Here is a 17925-nt window from a genome sequence, read left to right on the forward strand (position 1 = left end):
GTGGGCGAGAAGATCGTGTCGGGAGCACGTGCAGCCGACACCATCGAAGCTACGGAAAGCCGCCGGTCGGTAGATCGGAGCGGGGGTGGACCGAGGGTGGAATCCGGAGATCGGACCGTCTCCACCCGCGGGTGGAGACCGCACGCCGGCCGGTCCCCTCCGCGATGGGGACCCCGGGATCCCCGGCCTCCCCGCCGGGGAGGACCACATGGCGGCAGGCCGGTCCGCTCACCTCGGGCGGACCGGCCTGCCTGGCCGAGTGCTGCGGCTACGCGTCGATCCGCGACCTGTCCAGGGTCGCCGCCGAACCGGAGATGAACTCCTTGCGCGGCGCCACGTCGTTGCCCATGAGCAGGTCGAAGACCTGCTCGGCGGCCTCCAGGTCGGAGAGGTTGATCCGGCGCAGGGTGCGGTGGCGCGGGTCCATCGTGGTCTCGGCGAGCTGGTCGGCGTCCATTTCACCCAGGCCCTTGTAACGCTGGATGGAGTCCTTGTACCGGACGCCCTTGCTCTGCAACTCCATGAGCTTGTCGCGGAGCTCGCGGTCCGAGTACGTGTAGACGTACTTGTCCTGGCCCTTCTTCGGCTGGATCAGCTCGATGCGGTGCAGCGGCGGCACCGCGGCGAAGACGCGCCCGGACTCGACCATGGGCCGCATGTAGCGCTGGAACAGCGTCAGCAGCAGACAGCGGATGTGCGAGCCGTCCACGTCGGCGTCGGTCATCATGATGATCTTGCCGTAGCGGGCCGCGTCGATGTCGAAGGTGCGGCCCGAGCCCGCCCCTATGACCTGGATGATCGCACCGCACTCGGCGTTCTTGAGCATGTCGGTGACCGACGACCGCTGCACGTTGAGGATCTTGCCCCGGATGGGCAGCAGCGCCTGGAACTCGGAATTGCGGGCCAGCTTCGCCGTGCCGAGAGCCGAGTCACCCTCGACGATGAACAGCTCGCTGCGGTCCACGTCGTCGCTGCGGCAGTCGGCGAGTTTGGCCGGCAGGGACGAGGACTCGAGGGCGGTCTTGCGTCGTTGCGCGTCCTTGTGCTGCCGGGCCGCGACCCGGGTGCGGGCGGCGGCGACGACCTTCTCCATCACGACCCGGGCCTGGGCGGCCGCGTCCCGCTTGGTGGAGGTCAGGAACGCCTTCAGCTCCTTGCTGACCACGTTGTTCACGATCCGGCGGGCCGCGGAGGTACCGAGGACCTCCTTGGTCTGGCCCTCGAACTGCGGCTCGGCCAGGCGCACCGTGACGACGGCGGTGAGGCCCTCGAGGGCGTCGTCCTTGACGATGTTGTCCTCGGCGACCCGGAGCATCTTCTTGGCCCGCAGGACCTCGTTCATGGTCTGGGTGATGGCCTGCTCGAAGCCGGCGACGTGGGTGCCGCCCTTGGGCGTGGCGATGATGTTGACGAACGACCGCACCTTAGCGTCGTAGCCGGTGCCCCAGCGCAGCGCGACGTCGACGCCGAGTTCACGCGCGACCTCGGTCGGGGTCATCTGGCCGTGCTCGTCGAGGACCGGGACGGTCTCCTTGAAGGTTCCCTGCCCAGAGAAGCGGAGGACGTCGCAGACCGCCTTGTCGCTCGCCAGGTATTCGCAGAACTCGCTGATGCCGCCGTCGAAGCGGAAGGATTCCTCGCCCTTGCTGCCGCCCTCGCCGAGTCCGAACTCGTCCCGGACGATGATGGTCAGGCCCGGCACCAGGAACGCGGTCTGCCGGGCACGCTGGTGCAGCGTCTCCAGGGAGAGCTTGGCGTCCTTCAGGAAGATCTGCCGGTCCGCCCAGTACCGCACGCGCGTGCCGGTACGCGACTTGGGGATCTTCTTGCTCTTGGCCAGGCCGCTCCCGGGCTCGAACTTGGCCTCGGCGCCGTTCCCGCGAAAAGCCCCGGGGACGCCGCGACGGAAGCTGATGGCGTGGGTGTTGCCGCCGCGGTCCACCTCGACGTCGAGGCGGGCCGACAGGGCGTTGACCACGGATGCGCCGACGCCGTGCAGGCCACCGGAGGCGGCGTAGGAGCCACCGCCGAACTTGCCGCCGGCGTGGAGCTTGGTCATCACGACCTCGACGCCGGAAAGGCCGGTCTTGGGCTCCACGTCGACGGGGATGCCGCGGCCGTTGTCCCGCACCTCGACGGAGGCGTCGTCGTGGAGGATCACCTCGATGTGGTCGCAGTAGCCGCCCAGGGCCTCGTCCACTGCGTTGTCGATGATCTCCCAGAGACAGTGCATCAGACCGCGGCTGTCGGTCGACCCGATGTACATGCCCGGGCGCTTCCGCACGGCCTCGAGGCCCTCGAGGACGAGCAGGTGCCGCGCGGTGTAGTTGGAACCGTCCCGGTCTGCTCCTGCCAGCAGCGCTGTGGACGGCACGGACGTATCGGCGGTCACGCGGTTCGCTCCTCGCTGAATTTCAGGTGACCCCCTCATGGGTAAGGGGGTGGCTTCGGTTGCCGCTCAGAGGGTACCGAGGCCTGGTAGAGCCGTTGTAACGCCACCCTCGTCGAAATCTCACCCTAGTCCACGGTCGCATGGATGTTCGATCCTTCGATGGAGTGAAGTCCACATCACGTTCCCTTGGAGGCATGAACCATTTAGGCTCCGGGCACGTCCTCATGAACAACCGGCAACCCGGCCGGGAGGACCGAGACCGGATACAGCGCGAACCCGTAAAGCACCCAAGACACGCACTACGGCACATTCGCCGCCACCCGGCAGCAGACAGCCGCCCCGAAAGATTTTTTCGAGGAAAAGCCACGAGCGGGAACGTTTTGGGGCTGGTTGGATGTTGACCCAGGTACGACAGCTCGTCGAGCTAGAGAAGAGGCGACGTGACTACTGTTCTGACCCCCGCGAGCCCACTGACGGCCGCCGATCGCTGCGACCGCTGCGGCGCCCAGGCATACCTGCGCGTCGTCTTGCTGAGCGGCGGAGAACTGCTCTTCTGCGCCCACCACGGGCGCAAGTTCGAGCCGGAACTCAAGAAGATCGCCGCTGAGATACAGGACGAGACGGAGCGGCTGACGTCCGCCCCGGGTGCTGCGAGCGACGAAGAGCGCTGAATCTCGCAATCACGACGAGCCAGCCCCGGCACAGGCCGGTGAACGGGCGGCCGCTCCTCTCCCAGGAGCGGCCGCCCGTGCTCATACCCCCGCTGAACCCTCAGGAGCCCCTGTGGGGCCGCTGGAGCCCCGCGGCAGCCCTTCCCAGGCCCTGGACGATGTCGGACACCCGGGTGTACACCCCGGGGCTTCCGGGCTGCCCGCATCCGCTTCCCCAGGACACCAGTCCGATCAGCCGGCCCGATGCCACGAGCGGGCCCCCGCTGTCGCCCTGACAGGCGTCCGGACCGCCGGCCGGTTCTCCTCCGCAGAGCATGGTGTCGGCCCGGTAGGTCCCCTCCGGGCCGTCCGGGTACGCACGGGCGCAGACATCGTCCGCCAGCACCCGCACGTGTGCGGCGTGGAGGCGGTTCGGGTACGCACCACCGCCCGTGGTGTCTCCCCAGCCGGAGACCAGGGCGCGTGTTCCCGGCCTGTACGCGGGATCGCCCTCCGGTGCCATCGCCACCACGGCACGGCCGGGCAGCGGCTCGGCGAGGGTGAGCACAGCGAAGTCGCCGGAGTTGGCGACGGGGTCGTAGCGCGGGTTCACCTGAACGCCCCGGACGGCGATCTCCTTGCCCTTGGTGGAGAGCAGGTCCGTTCGGCTCGCTATGACCCGCAGGTCGCGCACCCGGTCCGGGGGCGCCCCGAGGACCTCGTCGGCCATGCAGTGGGCCGCGGTGAGCACGGTGGTCCGCGAGACCGCGACGCCGCCGCAGAACTGTCCCGCCCGCGTACCCCCGAACCGGTCACGGCTCGACAGTGCCACGGTCCACGGGGCCTGCGAGACGTCGATCGGGAATCCACCGACGACCACGCCTTCGGGGGCCGCGGACGCCGAGGTGGTCAGCGGTATGGCGGTCATCGCGGCCGCAAGGGCCAGTGGCCCGATCAGTGCCCGGGCGATCGAACGACGCATGCGGCTTCCTCACTCTGGGAGCGGTACTGGAACACCCAGAGTCATTCAGTCCGCCGTGACGCGCAGCACGAAGGCCCGGCCCCCGAGGGGTGCCGGGCCTTCGGTGCCGCGGTGCCGGGACCTAGTCGAGGTAGTCGCGCAGCACCTGCGAACGCGACGGGTGGCGCAGCTTCGACATGGTCTTGGACTCGATCTGGCGGATGCGCTCACGCGTCACGCCGTAGACCTTGCCGATCTCGTCGAGGGTCTTCGGCTGGCCGTCGGTGAGGCCGAAGCGCATGGAGACCACGCCCGCCTCCCGCTCGGACAGGGTGTCCAGGACGGAGTGGAGCTGCTCCTGCAGCAGGGTGAAGCTCACCGCGTCGGCGGGGACCACAGCCTCGGAGTCCTCGATGAGGTCACCGAACTCGCTGTCGCCATCCTCGCCCAGCGGGGTGTGCAGCGAGATGGGCTCACGGCCGTACTTCTGGACCTCGATGACCTTCTCCGGGGTCATGTCGAGTTCCTTGGCCAGCTCCTCCGGGGTGGGCTCGCGGCCCAGGTCCTGGAGCATCTGGCGCTGCACGCGCGCGAGCTTGTTGATGACCTCGACCATGTGCACCGGGATACGGATGGTGCGGGCCTGGTCGGCCATGGCGCGGGTGATCGCCTGGCGGATCCACCAGGTGGCGTACGTGGAGAACTTGTAGCCCTTGGTGTAGTCGAACTTCTCGACCGCGCGGATCAGACCCAGGTTGCCCTCCTGGATGAGGTCCAGGAAGAGCATGCCGCGGCCGGTGTAGCGCTTGGCCAGGGAGACCACCAGTCGGAGGTTGGCCTCCAGCAGGTGGTTCTTGGCGCGGCGACCGTCCTCGGCGATGATCTCCAGCTCGCGCTTGAGCTTCGGGGCGAGCTTGTCGGAGTTCGCCAGCTTGTCCTCGGCGAACAGACCCGCCTCGATGCGCTTGGCCAGCTCCACCTCCTGCTCGGCGTTGAGCAGGGGGACCTTGCCGATCTGCTTGAGGTAGTCCTTGACCGGGTCGGCGGTGGCGCCGGCCGCTGCGACCTGCTGGGCCGGAGCGTCGTCCTCGTCCTCGTCGGACAGGACGAAGCCCGCGCTCTCGGTGCCCTCGGGCTCGTCGGCGACCTTGGTGTCCTCGAGGACCTCGTCCTCGATCAGTTCGGCGTCGTCCTTGTTCGCCGCGGTCTTCTTGGCGGCCGTCTTCTTGGCGACGGCCTTCTTCGCCGTCGCCTTCTTCGCGGTCGCCTTCTTGGCTGCGGCCTTCTTGGCGGGTGCGGCTTCTTCCGCGGGCTCGTCGGCGGTCGGAGCGGCGGGCGCGACCGGGGCGGCCGTGGTGGCGGTGGCCTTCCGGGTGGTGGTCACCGTCTTCGCCGCGACCGTCTTGGTGGCGGTGCGCTTGGCCGGGCTCTTCGCCGCGACGCTCTTTCGGGTGCGCTTGGGCTCTGCTGCACTGACCATCAGCGTCACACCCTCTTCCTCAAGAATCTGGTTGAGGCTGCGCAGTACGTTTTTCCACTGAGTGGCCGGAATCTGGTCGGCTTCGAAGGCCCGACGCACATCGTCGCCGGCGATCTGCCCCTCAGCCTTTCCCCGCTCGATGAGCGCCATGACAGAGACGGACTCGGCGATCTCCGGCGGGAGCGTACGGGATGTGCTGGCCGACACGAACAACCTCTCGGAACGTTGGAAAACGGCTTCCGGCCCCGTCCACAGCGGACAGGAGCCGACCACCGGCCGGGGGTGGGCCGACGGAGCGGGCGGGGGCCGGGGAGATGCACAGCGCCTTGCCAGGCGTCCGTATTCCTCCGCGACTGTCACCTCTTAGGTCATCGCACTGCTCCCGCGAGCGTTACGCCCAATCTGCGTGGCCCGAGTCACACCCCATAAGCACCCAAAGCCTATCGAAGGCAGGCGTAAGGGATCACCGGTGCGGCCGGCCCGTCAGGCGGGGCCGGTCACGTGGTCCGCAGCGGACCGGGCCCCGCCGGAACCCGGGAATCCGGCGGGGGCCGGCGACGGCCGGCCCCCGAGCCCTGCCGTCGCGCCGGCCACGAGACCACGGCGCACCTGCGAGCGATCCGCCGGGACCGGTTCAGTGCTCGCGCGGGGCGGGAACCACGCGCTCCACCTCGGGGTGGACGGTGAGGAGCTGGCGCATCGCCGTCTCCGCCGCCGTGCCGTCTCCGGTGCCCAGCGCGTCGACGATCCGGGCGTGCATCGCGAGCGAGGCCTCGTTCGGCCGGTCACAGCCCGTGACCGGACCTCCGGACACCTGGAGGGCGGCCGAGACGATCCCGGAGAGGTGCTCCAGCATGCGGTTCCCGGCGATCTGGATGAGCAGCCCGTGGAACTCGGCGTCGGCACGCGAGAACGTCAGCGCGTCGCCCTGCGCCATGGCGTGACTCATGATCTCCACCATGTCGGACAGGCGCTGCTGCACCTCCTCCCGTCCGTGCCCGGCGGCGAGGCGGGCGGCGAGCGGCTCGATCGTCCAGCGCAGCTCGCTCAGCTCGCGGCGCTGGTCGTCGCGCTGCGGCCCGAAGGCCCGCCACTCGATGATGTCCGGATCCAGGAGGTTCCAGTCGCTGACGGGACGCACGCGCGTGCCGACGTTCGGACGGGCACTGACGAGGCCCTTGGCCTCCAGGACGCGGAGGGATTCACGGACGACGGTGCGGGAGACCTCGAAACGCTGGCCGATCTCCTCGGGGACGAGCGGGCGGTCGGCCCCCAGGTCGCCCGATACGATCATCTGACCCAGCTGCTGAACGAGTTGGCCGTGCAGTCCGCGTCCGCGGCTGCCCGCGGCGCGCCGGCCCACGCGGCCCAGCTCGGGCTCCCCTCCCTCCCAGGCGGGCGCTCCGACCCGGTCGGTCACCGGGGCATCGGTGTACGGGTAGCGGTCGAGTTCGCCCGGGCCGGCCAGACCGGAGTCTGAGTTGCGGGCGGCGGTCATCATGGTGTGCGCAAGGGTACTCACGCATCCTTTGTCGGCGTCGTTTCCAACTCCCTTGAGGTCTTTGGTGAAAAGCACACGAAAGGGTGATCGCTCACCCCGTCGCAATTGACGCCTTATCGGAAAGAAACGAGCCGTATTCGGGGAGTAGTTGGCACGGCGGGACCGGATGCGTTCGCGAGGGCTGTCATCGGACCCTGGTGCGCACCGTCGTGACCAGATAGGCGCACAACAGCGTGGCCAAGGACAACGTCATTGCGCCGCCGACCGGTTGGGCAACAATCCGGGCCGTGGCCAGCAGATAGCGATCACCCCCGAAGGGCCACTGCAGCAGCAGTAGCTCCCGCATCCGCATCGGAAGCCCGGCGGCGGAATGCGCGGCCGGGCCGCCCAGCACCCACTGCAGGACGGGGACGATGGCGACGGGTACGGCGAGGACGGCCGCGAGACCCGCCGTGGTGGACCGGAAGAGCCCGGCCGCAAGCACCCCGGCCCAGGCGCATCCGGTCATGAGCCCGAACCAACTCGCGCCGAGGGACAGCCAGTCCGAGGGGATCCGGGTCAGCTCCCGCCCGTAGACGAGGTAGAGAACCTCGGCGTCGCAGCCCAGCGTGAGGAAGGCCAGCATGAGGGCGGTGGCCCCGGAGACGAGGAGTTTGGCGGTGAGCAGCCCGAGCCGGCGGGGAACGGTGCCGCGGTCCACCGCCAGCGCGGGGTGACGGAACTCGTCCCCGAAGGCCAGGGCGCCGAGCAGGCCCGCCGCGAGCGCCGCGGGTGGCAGCGGCAGTTCCCTCGGCCAGGCGGCGAACAGCCGCGCCTGCGGCGTGTGACCGGTCCGGGCGAGGAGGACTGCGGTGAGCGCGGACACCAGCAGTGCGGCCCCGCAGGTGAGGAACCCGGTGCCGATTCCCACGGCGCGCCGCAGTTCGTAGCGCAGTGGGCGGAGGGGGCCGCGGGCGGTGCGGACAGTGATCGGGGGTGGCAGCAGGGACAGGGTGTCGCGGGCCCGGGCCGCGTCGGCCGGCGAGCGCGGCGGCGGTTCCGCCGCCGGCTGCCCGCCGCCGGTACGCCCGGAGTCCGGATTCCGTGCGCCGGGGACGGTGGTGGCGGCCGCGGGTGCGCCGGCGGCGACCGTGCTCGTGGCATCGTGTCTCGCTCGTGTTCCGGCAGACGTCCCGGAGGAGCCCGCCGCCCCGGAGGGCGCGCCCGGGCGGGCGCCGGAGGTGATCGAGGAGTCGTCGGCGGCCGCGATGCCGGCACCGCCCTCCGGTGTCTCGACGGCCGGAGCGGCGGGGGGTGTGGGGTCGGCCGTGGGGGCCGTGCCGGGCTTCGACAGGCCCTCGGTCTGCGCCTCCGTGAGGGTGTCGGCGCTCCCGGTGGGAGCAGCGTGCTTCCCCGTGGGTGCCGGACACGGGCGTCCGGCTTCCTGCTCCAGCGTGTCGCCCGGCAGGGAGACGCGGGACACCAGCCGTTCGCACTCGTCGGAGGAAGGAGCGGAAACCGCCGACGCCGGCGCGGCACTTCCCTGTGGCGAGGCGCCGGACGCTGCCTGCGTCCGGGCCTGCGGAGTGCGGGCCAGAACGGCCCGGTCCCGCTCGACGGAGGTCGGTTCCCCGCCCGCGGTCTCACTGCCTCCGGGTTCCGCTCCCGACCTCATGTCACCGATCTCGTCGGCGAGTTGGTGTACGAGGATGCCGTGCCGGAAGGCGATCTCACCGACGTCGGCGGTCGTGCTGCCGTACACCGAGAGGTGGTTGCCGGCTTCCCGTACGACCTCGACGGAACGCTGCGCGGTACGGGCCTCCTTGGCGAGCAGGGCCGCGAGACGGGCGGCGTGGGGGCTGCGGACGGCGACGCGCGGACGCAGCCGGGTGCGGGCGAACTCCCCGCCCTCCTGGTCCGCGGCGATTCGGCCGGCGTCCAGGGTGACGACCCGGTCGCCCGTACGAGCCGCCTCCTTGGGATCGGCTGTCGCGAGCAGGACCGTGCCGCCCTGGTCGGCGTGCGCGCGCAGCATGCCGTGCAGCCAGCGTGCCTCGCGGGCGGACAGACACGCCGCGGGTGCGTCCAGGACGAGCGTGTGCGGGTCGGCCAGCAGGGCGCAGGCCAGTCCGACCCTGCGGTCCATGCCGCGCGACAAGGTCCCGAGGCGTTCCTCCCGGAGGCTGACGAGACCGACGACTTCGAGCACCTCGTCCGCGCGGCGGACGGGGACGCCGGCCGCCGCGCACAGCATGCGCAGGTGGCCGCGGACCGAGCGGGCCGGGTGACCGGGCACGTCCCCGAGGAGCACGCCGACTTCCCGTGACGGATGAGCGATCCGGTGCAGCGGCCGTCCCCGGAAGTGGGCGATGCCGCGGCCCTGTTGCAGTTCGAGCATCAGCCTGAGCGTCGTCGTCTTGCCCGAGCCGCCGGCTCCGTGGAGCACGGTGACATGACCGGCGCGCGCCTCGAAGGAGACGTCGTCGACGGCGGGCGGGTGCGCCTTGCGGGGGTTGCTGGTCAATCCGAAGGCCTGGATCACCCGCAGAAAGATAGCGCGCTATGTCCTGTTTTTCTGGTATCCCCCTATCCGTTCTTCGGTGGTGCGCAAGTCGAGCGGGACACGCGTCCGCCATTAGGCGGACCGGGGCCCGGCGCGCACCTTGCGACCCTCGCCGTAACGGGTGCGGTCGCCGTGGCGGTCAGACCTCGGGACGGAGCATCGGAGGGTTGAGCAGGGTCGCGCCGCCTGCCCTGAAGAGCTGGGCCGGCCGGCCGCCCTGGCGGGTGGTGGTACCGCCGGTGGGCACGAGGAATCCCGGTGTCCCGGTGACCTTGCGGTGGAAGTTGCGCGGATCGAGAGCGACCCCCCACACGGCCTCGTACACCCGACGCAGCTCCCCCACGGTGAACTCGGGCGGGCAGAACGCGGTGGCCAGCGAGGAGTACTCGATCTTGGACCGGGCTCGCTCCACGCCGTCGGCGAGGATCTGGGCGTGATCGAAGGCGAGCGGCGCCACAGGCTCGCCGTCGCGGCCGTATCCGCCCTGCTGGAGCAGTTCCTCGACCGGCGCCCAGCGCGCGTTGCTCGCGTCGCCGCCGGCACGGGGCGCCGGCAGGTCCGGAGCGAGTGCGAGGTGGGCGACGCTGACGACCCGCATCCGCGGGTCCCGCTTCGGGTCCCCGTAGGTGGCGAGCTGTTCCAGATGGGCGCCGTGGTCCTGGGCCGGAGCCGAGGGCTCATGAGCACACAACCCGGTCTCCTCGGCCAGCTCCCGCGCCGCCGCCTGGGACAGATCCTCGTCGGCCCGCACGAATCCGCCGGGCAGCGCCCACCGTCCCTGGAACGGCGCCTCACCCCTGCGCACCGCCAGCGCGCACAGGGAATGGCGGCGCACGGTCAGCACGACCAGGTCCACGGTGACGGCGAAGGGCGGAAAGGCTGACGGGTCGTAGGGCATGCGGCGATCATAGTCGTCTGCCTGACGATAAACACTCCCTCCGCAGGCCGCACCGGCACCGGATCCGCCTCGTTCCGCTGTGGGGCGCAGAACGGGCTCCCCGTCCTCGCGGTCTCACCCGTCGGGCTCCTCGTCCTCGTGGTCTCATCCGTCCCCCTCGCTCTCCCGGCGTCCGCTCGCGGCCGCGATGCCGCGGGGTGCGCCGTCCCCCGCACGCACCCGGGCGGCGCCCGGCTCGGCGCCGCCGGGACGCGAGGATCCGGTGGGCGGCGCCTGGGGATGGGAGCCGGCCGGGCGCCTCCGCCGTTCGGACCCGTGCACCGGCCGAGCGGCGCCGTCGCCGGTGCCCCCGGCGCGGGGCCGCCGCCGGCGCCGTGAGCCACCGGTCGGCTGGGCGGGCACGGCGGCGTGATCCTCGGGCCATGGGGAGGCTCCTGCCCCCTCCACGGGTGTGGGCGCGGGCTCGTCGGGAGCGGACTCGGTCGCCGGAGCGGCCTGCTGCGCCGTCTCCGGCTGGGCAGGCCGCTCACGTTCCGCGCGCAGGCAGCGGCGGATCGACTCGGGGTCGAGCCCTTCGTTGCAGGCCTGGTGCAGCAGCCGGGCGAACAGGTAGTCGGGGTCGGCGCCGAGCGCCATCGCGAACGCCTCCCTGGCCTCCAGTCCGTCGCCGGACGACCAGGCCACCCAGCCCGCCAGGGTCAGCGGGGCGGCGGCGTGCTCGCCGTACGGACCCACGCAGCGCCGGGCCAGCGCGCGCCACAGCCTCAGGGCGGGGCCGGCCTCCTCGCCCTCCATCCAAGCGGCCGCGCGGTCACGCGTGGTGCGGTCCTGGAGCCCGAGGATCAGCGTCGCCGCCTCGTCATGGGCGAGCAGGCCGTCGTCGCGTAGGTCCGCCTGATGGTTGCCGGACACCGGCGCCGCCGCGCTGAACCGGCGGATGACACGGCCGGCGAGGTCGAGAGTCTCCTCGGCGACGGACACGCGCTCGGCGTCGTCCAGGATGCGTGGCACCAGGGACATGCCGGCCGCGTCCAGGGCGATCTCCTGTTGCAGGGCGGCGCCCGTCTCCCAGGGCAGCAGCCTGGCCCGCAGTTCGCGGAGCGTGCCGCGCACCTGGAGTCCCGCATAGGTGGCCGCGGCGGCCAGCACGGAGGTGCCGGGCAGGCCCATCGGCGTCCCGTCGCCGGGGCAGCACCCTTCGACCGGGCAGCAGTACGACCAGAACCTGCCGTCCGAGACGCACAGCGCCTCGATCACCGGCACGTCGAGGCTGCCGCACTCGGTGCGCAGCAGCTGGGCGAGCGGCTCGAGCCGCTTCATCACGTCCCGGCCTGTCTCGCCCGGGCCCGGCTCCTGGCAGACGTAGGCCACCATCCGCTCGGGACGGGTGCCCCGTCGTTCGCCGCCGGTGACCAGACCCCGGGCCAGCTGGCGGGCGGCCTCGGTCCAGTCCTCCCGGTTCGCGGGAATGCCCAGCCGGGCGCGGCCGCCGAACCTGCCGCCGCCCTCCCGGTCGTGCAGGGCCACGAGCACCATGCTGTCCTCCGGTCGGTAGCCGAGCAGGTAGGGCAGCGCGTCGGCCAGCTCGGCGGGGGTGCGCAGCGTGACCTGGGAGTCGTGTGCGGGCTGGTCGTCCGGCGGGCCGCTGAGAGGCTCGCGCCTCGCGATATCGCCGTTTTCGAAGGGTCCGGTCGTTTCGCCGTGATTCGTCATGCGCCGACGATCTCGCGGATGCCGAGATTCCGCTTGAACCTGTGGACAAGTCGAATCAGGTGCACGACAACGAAGGCGGCGAGTGGGCCCCGTTCCGGACGCTTCTCCACAGTCCGGCCGTCGTGGCCGCCCGCTCGCCGCAGCCGTCCCGCCCGTTTGTCAGTCCCGTCCTGTTGTATGGGACCCATGGAGCACACCAGCAACGCGGACCTCCGGGCGCAGGCCGACGCCGTCCTCGCCCGGCTCGTCGGAGACACCACGGCCACGGCGCGGCTGCGCGAGGACCAGTGGCGGGCGATCGAGGCGCTGGTCGCCGACCGGCGCCGGGCCCTGGTCGTGCAGCGCACGGGATGGGGAAAGTCCGCGGTGTACTTCGTGGCGACGTCGCTGCTGCGGGCCAGAGGCAGCGGCCCCACGGTGATCGTCTCGCCGCTGCTCGCGCTCATGCGCAACCAGGTGGATGCCGCGGCCCGGGCCGGCATCCACGCCCGGACCATCAACTCTGCCAACACCGAGGAGTGGGAGGCCGTCCAGGCCGAGATCGAGCGCGGTGAGGTCGACGTGCTGCTCGTCAGTCCGGAGCGGCTGAACAATCCCGACTTCCGTGACCAGGTCCTGCCCAAGCTCTCCGCGGCGACCGGGCTCCTCGTGGTGGACGAGGCCCACTGCATCTCCGACTGGGGCCACGACTTCCGCCCGGACTACCGCCGGCTGCGCACCATGCTGGGCGACCTCCCGCCCGGTGTCCCCGTGCTCGCCACCACTGCGACGGCCAACGCCCGTGTGACCGCCGACGTCGCCGAGCAGCTCGGCACCGGCGGCACGTCCGACGCCCTGGTGCTGCGGGGGCCGCTGGACCGGGAGAGCCTGAGCCTCGGCGTGCTGCGACTGCCGGACGCGGCGCACCGGATGGCCTGGCTCGCCGACCACCTGGACGACCTGCCGGGCTCCGGCATCGTCTACACGCTCACCGTGGCGGCCGCCGAGGAGGTCACCGCGTTCCTGCGGCAGCGCGGCCACACCGTCGCCTCGTACACGGGCAGGACGGAGAACGCCGACCGGCAGCAGGCCGAGGACGACCTGCTCGCCAACCGGGTCAAGGCGCTGGTCGCCACGTCGGCGCTCGGCATGGGCTTCGACAAGCCGGACCTGGGTTTCGTGGTGCACCTCGGTTCGCCGTCCTCCCCCATCGCCTACTACCAGCAGGTCGGCCGCGCGGGCCGTGGCGTCGAGCACGCCGAGGTGCTGCTGCTGCCGGGCAAGGAGGACGAGGCGATCTGGCAGTACTTCGCCTCGCTCGCCTTCCCCGCCGAGGATCTTGTGCGCCGCACGCTCGACGTCCTCGCCCGGGCCGACGGACCGCTGTCCCTCCCGGCCCTGGAACCCCTGGTGGAACTGCGCCGTTCCCGGCTGGAGACGATGCTGAAGGTCCTCGACGTGGACGGAGCGGTGCGGCGGGTCAAGGGCGGCTGGACCGCGACCGGCCGGCCGTGGTCCTACGACACCGAGCGGTACGACTGGGTGGCCCGGCAGCGAGGGGCCGAGCAGCAGGCGATGCGTGAGTACGCGTCCACCACGGGCTGCCGGATGGAGTTCCTGCAGCGCCAGCTGGACGACGAGGGCGCCAAGCCGTGCGGCCGCTGCGACAACTGCGCGGGACCTCGCTTCACCGCCGACACCACGACGGCGGCGCTGGACGCCGCGCGCGTCGACCTCGGCCGTGCCGGGGTCGAGGTGGAGCCCCGCCGTATGTGGCCGACCGGGCTCCCGGCGATCGGCATCAACCTCAAGGGCCGCATCGCGGCCACTGAACAGGCCGCGCCCGGGCGAGCCCTGGGCCGGCTGTCCGACATCGGCTGGGGAAACCGGCTGCGTCCCCTGCTCGCGCCCCAGGCTCCGGACGGGCCGGTACCCGACGACGTGGCCCGAGCCGTGGTCGACGTACTGGCCGACTGGGCGAAGGGCCCGGGCGGGTGGGCCTCGGGGACGGCCGACGCCCAGGCCCGGCCGGTGGGTGTGGTCACCGTCGCCTCCCGCTCCCGGCCCGCGCTGATCGGCTCCCTGGGCGCCCGCATCGCCGAGGTGGGCCGGCTGCCGCTGCTCGGCTCCGTCGAGTACGCCGGGGAAGCGCCCCGGGTACCGCGCAGCAACAGCGCCCAGCGGCTGAAGGCCCTGGACGGCTCACTTACGTTGCCACCGGCCCTCGTCTCCGCGCTCGCCGAGTCCGGCGGTCCCGTCCTGCTGGTGGACGACTTCACCGAGACCGGCTGGACCCTCGCCGTCGCGGCGCGCCTGCTCAGGAGGGCCGGCGCCGAAGGCGTGTTGCCGCTGGTGCTGGCCGTCCAGGGGTGACGGCGCACCGCGCGCACCGGGCCGGAGCGGCTCGTCGGGCACCGACATGCCGCGGCCGAACGTCACAGGGGTCGCCGGCGCCTGCTGTGGGTAGGGATATAAGCCACGCACCACCAGATATCCGTCGGCGGCTCCAATTGCTCGTTGCCGCATCCAAGTTCGACAGGAAGAATTGAAGTCCGCTCCCCGCACGGCTCGCCCATGATCCGTGGGCTTCGCCGCGGTGCGCGCTCCCCCGAATCCGACCTCGCCCGCAGTGTGGGCGCGTAGCCGAAGGGAGGAACGTGACCTTCGGATTCGCCTCGTCCTCGGCGGCCTCCTTGTCGCCGTCCGCGTCCGCCGCTTCCGCCAGTCGCCTGCTCGAGCCCGCGGAGTGGGCAGCCGCCGGGATCCCACTGCTGCGCAACCCCCGTGAGGTGGTCAGCGGGCTGCACGCCCGCCATCGTCCGCGGCCTTCCATGGCGGTCGTGGCCGTCCTGGATCCGGACGAACGGCTCTGCGCCAGCGCGTCGTTCATACGGCGTCCCGCGCCGGCCGACGGCTGGATGTTCCGCAACGCGCTGCTCGCCCAGTTGCGCCGGGTCATCCCGCACGACCTGCGCCGGCGCACACCGGTGCGCACCGCCGTGCTGCTCTACTGCCGTGACGGCGACGCGCAGTGGACCGAGGAGGACGGCGCCTGGATGTGGGGGCTGCGCGACGCGTGCACATTGCACGGGCTGCGCTGCGGCGCGTACATCACGCTGACCGGCGACGGCTGGCAGGTGCTCGGCGAAGGGCGGGGCGGACGCCACCCGAACGCCCACTCGGAGCCCGAGTCGTTCGCGATGTCCCAGGCCGCACCCCTGCCTCCGCGCACCGGTGGCCCGGTCTCCGACGTCCTGCGCCGCGCGGCTGCCCGCTGACGCCGGCCCGGCCCGAGGGCGCCGAGTTCCAGGGCTGCGGGTACGGCGGTGGCGATCCGGCACGAGCCGGTCGCCGGCGTGCCATGACGACGGCTACCGGCCCCGCGGGCTTCCGCACCGCTGCCGCCGCTCCTCGCCGGCCGCCCGCACCGCTGGCGCCGGCTCTCGCGGGTTTCCCGCAGCACTGCCGCCGGCTTCCGCAGGCTTCCCGCGCCGCTGCTGTGGGCACCTGGCCACGAGTCCGGCGCACGCCGTGCGGGAGGGCGCACGCCGTACGGGACGGCCACTGCCGGTCGTCCGGGCATGCCGAAAGCCGCACCGTACTGATGTCGCCGGAGCGGCTCTTCGTCATGCCCGGCCCCGAGGGGCCCGGGCGTACCTCAGACGCCCGCGCCCAGCACCGCGTTGATCTGCTGCGGGTCACCGCAGACGATCAGCAGCGCACCGGCCCTGGCGTGGGCCGACGGAAGGACGGAGGCGGCAGTGGAGGCGGCGCCGTTGACGGCGACGACGACCACGGGACGGGTCGCGGCACGGGAGAGGCGGGCGGCGTCCGTGTAGAAGACGTCGTCACCGGCGTCGTGCTGCGTCCAGTAGGAGGCTTCTCCGAAGGACAACTCGTGCTCCGCCCACGGGTGCTGGGAACCGGTGGTGACCACCAGCACCTCTCCGGGGGCGCGGCCCGAGTCCAGGAGCAGGTCCACCGCTTCGTCGGCGGCGTCGAGCGCACCGTCGGCCGAGGCGGGGATCAGCTGGATCTGCGGAGTCACCGCCGTGGCGGCGGGAGCGGCCGGGCCCGACGGGCCTGGCCTGGCCGGAGCCGCGTCTCGCGAAGCGCGCTGCGCCGGCGGCACGGGCCTCGGGGGGCCTGGACGACCGGGGCGGGACGGAGCCGCGGGACGGGGGCCGGGTACGGGGCGTGGGGTCGGCGCGGTGCGGCCGCTGGCCGGAGTGGCGCGGGGACCCTGGGCACTCTCGTGAATCTGAGGCTCCTCGGGAATGAGAGGCATGAGCTGATTTTTATCAAACGTTGGTGCGGCACGGTTGGCCGGGTGGCACATCAGTGCGAGCGGAACCGTCAGAAGTCGAAGCCGAGCTGACCCTCGATCTCCGGAACGCTTCCGTCCGCCCAACTACGGACCTTCTTGAGGTGCCGCCACCGGGGCAGCGCATCAAGATACGCCCATGACAGACGGTGGTACGGGGTGGGCCCCCGCTCCTCCAGTGCCGCCTTGTGCACGGGCGACGGATACCCGGCGTTGTCCGCGAATCCGAAGTCTGCATGGTCGACACCCAGTTCGGCCATCATTTTGTCGCGCTGCACCTTGGCGATCACCGATGCCGCCGCGACGGCCACGCAGGACCGGTCACCCTTGATGACCGTGCGCACCCGCCACGGGGCCCCGAGGTAGTCGTGCTTGCCGTCGAGGATCACGGCGTCCGGGCGGACCGGCAGGAGGTCCAGGGCGCGGACGGCGGCGAGCCGCAGCGCGGCGGTCATCCCCAGCCTGTCGATCTCCTCGGGGGAAGCGTGCCCCAGGGCATAGGCCGTGACCCACGAGTGCAGTATCCCGGCCAGTTCCGTACGCCGTTTCACCGTCAGCAGCTTGGAGTCGGTCAGACCCTCGGGCGGCCGGCGCAGTCCGGTGATCGCAGCGCAGACGGTGACGGGACCGGCCCAGGCGCCCCTCCCCACCTCGTCGACACCGGCGATGACCTTCGCTCCGGTCGTGGCGCGCAGGGAACGCTCGACGGTGTGAGTGGGTGGTTCGTACGGCATGGCGCCCTTAGATTACGCCGCCGGGAGGGCCGCGCGACACCCCGGTCCCCCTTGATCCGGCCGGGGACGCCGCGGACCGCGGTCAGGACCCGTGCGGCCGCAGCAGCGGCATCATCAGCCGGTCGATCATCTCCTCGAGATCGCGATCGCTCCATTCGCTGGCGCACATCTTGGATCGGTACATCATCATGGCCGGAACAGTGTCGAAGACGTAGCCGTTGTCGGCGTCGGGACGCACCTCCTCTCGCCTTATTCCACGGATGATGACCTCTCGCAACTGGTCGATCATGGGCTCGACCACCCCCTCGAAGATCACACCGTGGAAGCGCTCCACCTGAGCTGGATCGCATTCGTGAATCACCGCGCGCAGGGCGAAGCCGGGACGCGAGAACATGGCGTCCCGGGCCCGCCGGCACAGGGCCAGCAGATCCTCCCGGACACTGCCGAGGTCGGGGACCTCCTCGACCGGAGGCAGCCCGGCCTCGAGCGCATCGGCGACCAGGTCCTCCTTGGAGGACCAGCGGCGGTAGACCGCCGCCTTGCCCGTCTGGGCGCCGACCGCGACGCCCTCCATCGTCAGACCGTTCCAGCCGACCGTACTGAGCTGCTCCAGGGCGGCGTCCAGGATCGCGCGCTCGAGCACCGCGCCGCGCCGACGGGGAGAGGCCGCCTGAGCGGGAGCGGCCGTACAGCGCGAGATGTCCATCCGTGTTTCTCCAGCAGGCAAGGGGAAGCGGGGGTTTCGGAGCGG

The 17925-nt window shown here is 71.7% G+C and carries 13 protein-coding genes; 3 read left to right on the forward strand and 10 right to left on the reverse strand.

The genetic code is table 11. From position 1 onward, the window contains the following. Positions 1 to 268: 268 nt before the first annotated feature. Positions 269 to 2392 (reverse strand): type IIA DNA topoisomerase subunit B, encoded by a 2124-nt coding sequence (locus ACFQ9Z_RS08580; protein WP_383012890.1) that lies wholly within the window; start codon positions 2390 to 2392, stop codon positions 269 to 271. 440 nt (positions 2393 to 2832) lie between these two features. Between ACFQ9Z_RS08580 and ACFQ9Z_RS08585 the strand changes: the two genes are divergently transcribed. Further along, entirely contained in the window at positions 2833 to 3063 is a 231-nt protein-coding gene (locus ACFQ9Z_RS08585; protein ID WP_383012893.1) for a hypothetical protein, read from the forward strand. 100 nt (positions 3064 to 3163) lie between these two features. On the opposite strand, the gene ACFQ9Z_RS08590 is transcribed toward ACFQ9Z_RS08585, so the two are convergent. From ACFQ9Z_RS08590 to ACFQ9Z_RS08615, 6 genes are all read right to left on the reverse strand, one after another. Beyond that, on the reverse strand, positions 3164 to 4024 hold the full coding sequence (locus ACFQ9Z_RS08590) for a serine protease (RefSeq protein ID WP_383012896.1): 861 nt from the start codon (positions 4022 to 4024) through the stop codon (positions 3164 to 3166). 121 nt (positions 4025 to 4145) lie between these two features. Then, positions 4146 to 5690, reverse strand: a complete 1545-nt coding sequence (locus ACFQ9Z_RS08595) for an RNA polymerase sigma factor (protein WP_383012899.1) — start codon at positions 5688 to 5690, stop codon at positions 4146 to 4148. A gap of 427 nt (positions 5691 to 6117) precedes the next feature. Beyond that, positions 6118 to 7005 carry a FadR/GntR family transcriptional regulator gene (locus ACFQ9Z_RS08600; RefSeq protein ID WP_383012902.1) on the reverse strand — a complete coding sequence of 296 codons (888 nt, stop codon included), beginning with the start codon at positions 7003 to 7005 and terminating at the stop codon, positions 6118 to 6120. 163 nt (positions 7006 to 7168) lie between these two features. After that, positions 7169 to 9505, reverse strand: a complete 2337-nt coding sequence (locus ACFQ9Z_RS08605; protein WP_383012905.1) for an ATP-binding cassette domain-containing protein — start codon at positions 9503 to 9505, stop codon at positions 7169 to 7171. A gap of 160 nt (positions 9506 to 9665) precedes the next feature. Next, entirely contained in the window at positions 9666 to 10424 is a 759-nt protein-coding gene (locus ACFQ9Z_RS08610; protein WP_383012908.1) for an NUDIX domain-containing protein, read from the reverse strand. A gap of 144 nt (positions 10425 to 10568) precedes the next feature. Continuing rightward, a complete protein-coding gene (locus ACFQ9Z_RS08615) occupies positions 10569 to 12137 on the reverse strand; it encodes a DUF4192 family protein (RefSeq protein ID WP_383012911.1) in 1569 nt (522 codons plus the stop codon). 186 nt (positions 12138 to 12323) lie between these two features. Between ACFQ9Z_RS08615 and ACFQ9Z_RS08620 the strand changes: the two genes are divergently transcribed. Further along, entirely contained in the window at positions 12324 to 14489 is a 2166-nt protein-coding gene (locus ACFQ9Z_RS08620) for a RecQ family ATP-dependent DNA helicase (protein ID WP_383012914.1), read from the forward strand. A gap of 284 nt (positions 14490 to 14773) precedes the next feature. Continuing rightward, a complete protein-coding gene (locus ACFQ9Z_RS08625) occupies positions 14774 to 15394 on the forward strand; it encodes a hypothetical protein (RefSeq protein WP_383012917.1) in 621 nt (206 codons plus the stop codon). A gap of 380 nt (positions 15395 to 15774) precedes the next feature. Here the strand turns inward: ACFQ9Z_RS08625 and ACFQ9Z_RS08630 are convergent, their stop codons facing one another. From ACFQ9Z_RS08630 to ACFQ9Z_RS08640, 3 genes are all read right to left on the reverse strand, one after another. Continuing rightward, positions 15775 to 16404, reverse strand: a complete 630-nt coding sequence (locus tag ACFQ9Z_RS08630; RefSeq protein ID WP_383012920.1) for a hypothetical protein — start codon at positions 16402 to 16404, stop codon at positions 15775 to 15777. A 68-nt stretch (positions 16405 to 16472) separates the two neighbouring features. Further along, positions 16473 to 17174, reverse strand: a complete 702-nt coding sequence (locus ACFQ9Z_RS08635) for a ribonuclease HII (RefSeq protein WP_383012923.1) — start codon at positions 17172 to 17174, stop codon at positions 16473 to 16475. A gap of 82 nt (positions 17175 to 17256) precedes the next feature. Beyond that, positions 17257 to 17880 carry a TetR/AcrR family transcriptional regulator gene (locus tag ACFQ9Z_RS08640; protein WP_383012926.1) on the reverse strand — a complete coding sequence of 208 codons (624 nt, stop codon included), beginning with the start codon at positions 17878 to 17880 and terminating at the stop codon, positions 17257 to 17259. Between the last annotated feature and the right edge of the window lie 45 nt (positions 17881 to 17925).

The sequence above is a fragment of the Streptomyces sp. NPDC056580 genome (assembly GCF_042793175.1).
Classification (GTDB): Bacteria; Actinomycetota; Actinomycetes; order Streptomycetales; family Streptomycetaceae; genus Streptomyces.

Bases quoted from the DNA above. Each gene is read 5' to 3' on its own strand.
- ACFQ9Z_RS08590 (WP_383012896.1), bottom strand. From the start codon at position 4,024: ATGCGTCGTTCGATCGCCCGGGCACTGATCGGGCCACTGGCCCTTGCG.
- ACFQ9Z_RS08610 (WP_383012908.1), bottom strand. From the start codon at position 10,424: ATGCCCTACGACCCGTCAGCCTTTCCGCCCTTCGCCGTCACCGTGGAC.
- ACFQ9Z_RS08615 (WP_383012911.1), bottom strand. From the start codon at position 12,137: ATGACGAATCACGGCGAAACGACCGGACCCTTCGAAAACGGCGATATC.
- ACFQ9Z_RS08620 (WP_383012914.1), top strand. From the start codon at position 12,324: ATGGAGCACACCAGCAACGCGGACCTCCGGGCGCAGGCCGACGCCGTC.
- ACFQ9Z_RS08630 (WP_383012920.1), bottom strand. From the start codon at position 16,404: ATGCCTCTCATTCCCGAGGAGCCTCAGATTCACGAGAGTGCCCAGGGT.
- ACFQ9Z_RS08635 (WP_383012923.1), bottom strand. From the start codon at position 17,174: ATGCCGTACGAACCACCCACTCACACCGTCGAGCGTTCCCTGCGCGCC.
- ACFQ9Z_RS08640 (WP_383012926.1), bottom strand. From the start codon at position 17,880: ATGGACATCTCGCGCTGTACGGCCGCTCCCGCTCAGGCGGCCTCTCCC.